This is a genomic window from Elioraea sp., assembly GCF_051860475.1.
Taxonomy (GTDB): Bacteria; Pseudomonadota; Alphaproteobacteria; order Acetobacterales; family Acetobacteraceae; genus Elioraea.
In genome coordinates, this window is sequence record NZ_JBHYDW010000097.1 from 12,244 (window position 1) to 17,152 (window position 4,909).

General features: G+C 68.4%; 5 protein-coding genes. 3 read left to right on the forward strand and 2 right to left on the reverse strand.

Annotated features, from left to right (window positions below):
* From ACTIFU_RS16020 to ACTIFU_RS16030, 3 genes are all read left to right on the forward strand, one after another.
* A partial coding sequence (locus ACTIFU_RS16020; protein WP_439579321.1) for an acyl-CoA dehydrogenase occupies positions 1-572 on the forward strand: 572 nt, incomplete at its 5' end.
* A 76-nt stretch (positions 573-648) separates the two neighbouring features.
* Positions 649-1,590 carry a TAXI family TRAP transporter solute-binding subunit gene (locus ACTIFU_RS16025; protein ID WP_439579322.1) on the forward strand — a complete coding sequence of 314 codons (942 nt, stop codon included), beginning with the start codon at positions 649-651 and terminating at the stop codon, positions 1,588-1,590.
* 26 nt (positions 1,591-1,616) lie between these two features.
* Positions 1,617-3,470 (forward strand): TRAP transporter permease, encoded by a 1,854-nt coding sequence (locus ACTIFU_RS16030; RefSeq protein WP_439579323.1) that lies wholly within the window; start codon positions 1,617-1,619, stop codon positions 3,468-3,470.
* A 67-nt stretch (positions 3,471-3,537) separates the two neighbouring features.
* Here ACTIFU_RS16030 and thiE read toward each other — a convergent pair whose 3' ends face one another.
* Both thiE and ACTIFU_RS16040 read right to left on the reverse strand, forming a co-directional pair.
* On the reverse strand, positions 3,538-4,167 hold the full coding sequence (gene thiE / locus ACTIFU_RS16035) for a thiamine phosphate synthase (RefSeq protein WP_439579325.1): 630 nt from the start codon (positions 4,165-4,167) through the stop codon (positions 3,538-3,540).
* Between the two features lie 71 nt (positions 4,168-4,238).
* A partial coding sequence (locus ACTIFU_RS16040) for a class I fructose-bisphosphate aldolase (protein ID WP_439579324.1) occupies positions 4,239-4,909 on the reverse strand: 671 nt, incomplete at its 5' end.

Consider the following 4,909-nt stretch of genomic DNA (forward strand, 5'->3'; position numbering starts at 1 on the left):
TCCTCGGGCCGCTGTTCGCCGGCGAGATGATCGCCCGCCAGAGCACGATCGCGGCGATCCGCGAGAAGGCCGGCTCGACCGGCGCGCTGGTCTTCGTCACCGTGCGCCACGTCATCTCCGGCCCGCGCGGGGTGGCGATCGAGGAGGAGCAGGACATCGTCTATCGAGGGCTCGAAGGGGCGGCGGTGAAGGCGGCCGCGGCTCCGCCGCCGCTGCCGGAGGACGCCTTCACCGAGACGGTCGATCCCGACCCGGTGATGCTGTTCCGCTACTCGGCGCTGACCGGCAACGGCCATCGCATCCACTACGACCGGCGGTACGTTACCGAGGTCGAGGGGTATCCGGGCCTGATCGTGCACGGCCCGCTTCAGGCGACGCTGATGGCCGGGCTGGTCCTGCGTGCGCGGCCGGGGCAGGCTCTGGAGCGGATCGCCTATCGCGGGGTGCGGCCGCTGTTCGACCTCGCCCCCTTTACGGTCGCGGGCACCGAGGCGGGCGGGGCAGCGCAGCTCTCGGTGCGCGATGCCGACGGTTTCGTCACGATGCAAGGCGAGGCAAGCCTCGCGGCTTGACCCGGGCGCAACGCGCCCGTTGAATGGCGTGAGTGGCCTCAGGCCGCAAAGACGTCATGTGCCAGGGAGGACAACGATGAGACTCGGACTCAAGACGACCGCGCTCGCCGCCGTGCTGATGGCGGCGCCGCTCGCCCAGGCCGACGCCCAGACGCTGCGCTTCATGACCGGCCCGCAGGGCGGGGTGTGGGTTCCGCTCGGCGGGGCGCTCAAGAACATGTGGGAGCAGGCGATCTCGGGCGTCTCCGTGACCGCGATTCCGGGCGCCGGTGTCGCGAACATCCGGGGTGTGGATGAAGGCCGTGCGCAGATCGGCTTCGGCAACTCGATCACGACGGTCGATGGGCTGAAGGGGTCCGCACCCTTCCCGCGTCAGGTGACCAAGGTCTGCAATCTGGCGACGCTCTATCCGCAGTACTTCCAGGTGATCGCGCTCGCGAACGCCGGCGTGACCCGGCTTGAGGACCTGCGCGGCAAGCAGGTGGTGATCCAGCCGCGCGGCAATACCGCCGAGGTGGTGACGCAGCAGATCCTGTCGGTGGCGGGCCTGACCTACAACGACGTCCGCGCGAACTTCCAGGCTTCCTACACCGACGCAGTCGGGCTGCTGCGCGACGGCAATGCGCAGGTGTTTACGCTCGGCACGGCGATCCCCTCCTCGGCGGTGATGGACCTCGCGTCCGCGCGCGACATCCACGTGGTCGAGCTTGGGGCCTACATCGAGGGGCTGCGCAAGCTGAATCCCGGCTTCGTCGGCGTGCCGATCCCCGCCGGGACCTATCCGAAGCAGACCCAGACCGTGACCGTTCCGGGCTACTTCACGCATGTGGTGGTGTCCTGCGAGCTCCCCGAGGCGCTGGTGCACAACATGACCAAGGTGATGAGCGAGAACGTCGAGGGCATGGCGGCAGTGTTCGGCGGCATCCGAGGCCTGACGCCGAAGGCAATGGCGCAGGACATCGGCGTGCCGCTGCATCCGGGTGCGCAGCGCTTCTACAAGGAGGCAGGCGCGCTCTGACGCCTTCATCCAGGGGCTAGATCCCGTTGGTCCCGACATACACCCGTGGCGTCGGCCTGATCACGGCCGTCGTCGCGGTCGTGATGTCCTGCTACCACATGTATACCACCGCCTTCGGCCCGCCGGAGGCGGTGTTCTTTCGTGGCACGCATCTGATCTTCGCATTCATCCTGGTTTTTCTGACGCACCCGCTCAGGAAGCGGAAGACGCCGGGGCTCGAGGATCTGATGCTGCTGGTCCTGGCGGTCGGCAGCGTGGCCTGGCTGTTCTACGACTACCAGCGCATCGTCTTCCGCATCATCTACATCGACGACCCCGAACCGGCGGACTGGTTCTGGGGCTGGGCCTGCGTCGCGATGGTGATGGAGGCGGCGCGGCGGGTGATCGGTTGGGCGCTGCCGGCAACCGCGCTGGTGTTCCTCACACTCGCGATGACGGTGCTGGATGTCGAGCTGCCGGTGCTGCTGGACCAGCTCTACCTGACGACCGAGGGCATCTTCGGCTCGACGCTCGGCGTCTCGGCCGGGTTCGTCGTCGTGTTCGTGCTGTTCGGCGCGTTCATGGAACGATCCGGCGTCGGACGACTGTTCATGGACTTCGCGCTGGCGCTGACGGGCCGCGCGGCGGGCGGGCCGGGCAAGGTGGCGGTGATCTCGTCGAGCCTGTTCGGCTCGGTGTCGGGGTCTGCGGTGGCGAACGTGATGGTCACCGGCCAGGTGACGATCCCGCTGATGAAGCGCACCGGGTTCCGGCCTCAGTTCGCCGCGGCGGTGGAGGCGGTGGCGTCCACGGGCGGGCAGATCATGCCGCCGATCATGGGGGCGGCCGCGTTCGTGATGGCCGAGTTCATGCAGGTGCAGTACCTGACGGTGATCACCTGGGCGTTGCTGCCGGCGCTGCTGTTCTATGTCGCGGCGTTCGGCGCGGTGCATTTCGAGGCGAAGCGGATGGGGTTGCGCGGCCTCACCGGCGACGAGGTGCCGCAGCTGCGCAAGGTGCTGAGTGAGAGCGGGCATCTGTTCATTCCGATCTTCATCATCCTGGGCGGGCTCTTCACGGGCTACTCCGCGCCGCTGTCAGCGCTCGCGGGAACGCTTGCGTGCTTCCCGGTCGCGGCACTGCGGGCGAACTCGCGCGAGACCGTGACGCTGCACAATGTCTGGACTGCGCTCGCCGAGGGGGCGAAGGGCGCGCTGGGCGTGGCGATGGCGTGTGCCTGTGCGGGCATCGTGATCGGGGTGATCACGATCTCCGGGCTTGGCATCATCTTCACCCAGTTCGTTCTGGCGGCGGCGCGGAACAGCCTGCTGCTGGCGCTGATGCTGACGATGGTGGCCGGGATCATCCTGGGCATGGGGATGCCGACCACGCCGGCCTATATCGTGATGGTGGCGCTGCTGGTGCCGGCGCTGATCAATCTGGGGGTGATCCCGCCTGCGGCGCATCTGTTCGCATTCTACTTCGCGATCCTGTCCGCGATCACGCCGCCGGTGGCGTTGGCGGTGTTCGCCGCGGCGGGGCTGGCGAAGTCGGACATGTGGAAGTCGGGGCTGGCGGCGGTGAAGATGGGGGCGGCCGGGTTCATCGTGCCGTTCATGTTCGTCTATTCGCCGTCGCTGCTGCTGATCGGCGACTGGATCGACGTGGTGCACTCATCGATCACGGCGGCGAGCGGGTGTCTGCTGCTGGCGGCGGGGCTGCACGGCTACCTGATTGCGCGCGCGTCGTTGGTTGAGCGCGCCCTGATGGTGGCGGCGGCGCTGACGTTGATCCAGCCCGGCTGGGTGACGGACACGATCGGGGTGGCGCTGGTCACGGTGGTGGTGCTGCTGCAGTTGGCGACGCGGCGTCGGGCGCGGGCCGAGGCGGCGGCGGAGTAGGGGAAGGTCCAGGAAACTCAGTTTCCTGGCGGGTGGGTGCGGGAGGGCAGGGTCCTCCCGCGTTTCTTCAGAATGTCTGCGCGATCGCCGCGTTGATCGCCCGCACGCCCGCCTCGGGCCCGTCGGGGTGATTCCACACGCCGCCGATCACTGCGAGAAAATCGGCCCCTGCCCGGACCAGCACGCCGCAGTTCTCGGCGGTGATGCCACCGATCGCCACGCAGGGGATTTCGGTCGTCTCCGACCAGATCGTCAGGATGTCCGGATCCGGCCGGTGCGTCGTTTCCTTCGTCCCGGTCGGGAAGAACGCGCCGAAGGCGACGTAGTCCGCGCCCGCCTCGGCCGCTTCCATCGCGAGGTGGCGGGAGTCGTGGCAGGTCGCGCCGAGCGTGCGGTCGGGGCCGAGCAGCCGGCGCGCCTCGCGGAGATCGCCGTCGGTGCGGCCGACATGGGCGCCGTCGCAGCCTGTCTGCACGGCGAGGTCGGCGCGGTCGTTCATGAGAAATGCCACGCCGCGTTCCTGCGCGACCGGGCGCAGCGTGTCTGCGGCACGCCGGATCGCGTTGTCGTCCACGCCCTTGAGGCGAAGCTGCAACGCGGCGACGTCGCCCGCGTCGAGCGCGCGGGCGAGGGTGTCGCGGAAGGGGACGGGGTCGAAGGCGGGCGGGGTGATCAGGTAGAGCCGGCAGCGCGGTATGATCAACACCCGAAACTACCCTCACCCTGACCCTCTCCCACTGGCGCGGGAGAGGGAACTCGACCGGAACGTTACGCCTTGCCCTGATAGATCTCGATGATCTTCGCCAGCATCGCCAGCGCCTCGTCCTTCGGGCGCTGGAAGGTGTTGCGGCCGATGATCGAGCCCGATCCGCCGCCGTCGCGGATCGCGCGGCACTCGGCGTAGATGCCCTCGAGGTCCTTGGCCTCGCCACCCGAGAACACGACGATGCGCTTGCCGTTGAAGCAGGCCTGCACCACGTGCTCGACGCGCTTGGCGAGCGTGGCACCGTCGATCGCCTGCTTCTCGTACACCTTCTTCGCCGCATCGAGCGACAGCGCCTCGGTCGGCGGCTTCACCTTGATGATGTGCGCGCCGAGAAGGGCGGCCATGTGAGCGGCATAGGCGCAGATGTCGAACGCGGTCTCGCCCACCTTGTCCAGCATCGGCCCGCGCGGATACGACCAGACGACCACCGCGAGGCCGACGGACTTGGCCTCCTCGGCGAGCTCGCGCAGCTCCTCCATCATCTCGAACTGATCCTCGGAGCCGGGGTAGATCGTGAAGCCGATCGCCGCGCAGCCGAGCCGCAGCGCATCGTTCACGCTGCCCGTCACCGCCTGATCCTTGGTGGTAGAGAGGGAGTTCGAGGAGTTCACCTTCAGGATGGTCGGGATCGCGCCGGCGAAGGTGGCGGCCCCCGCCTCGATCATGCCGAGCG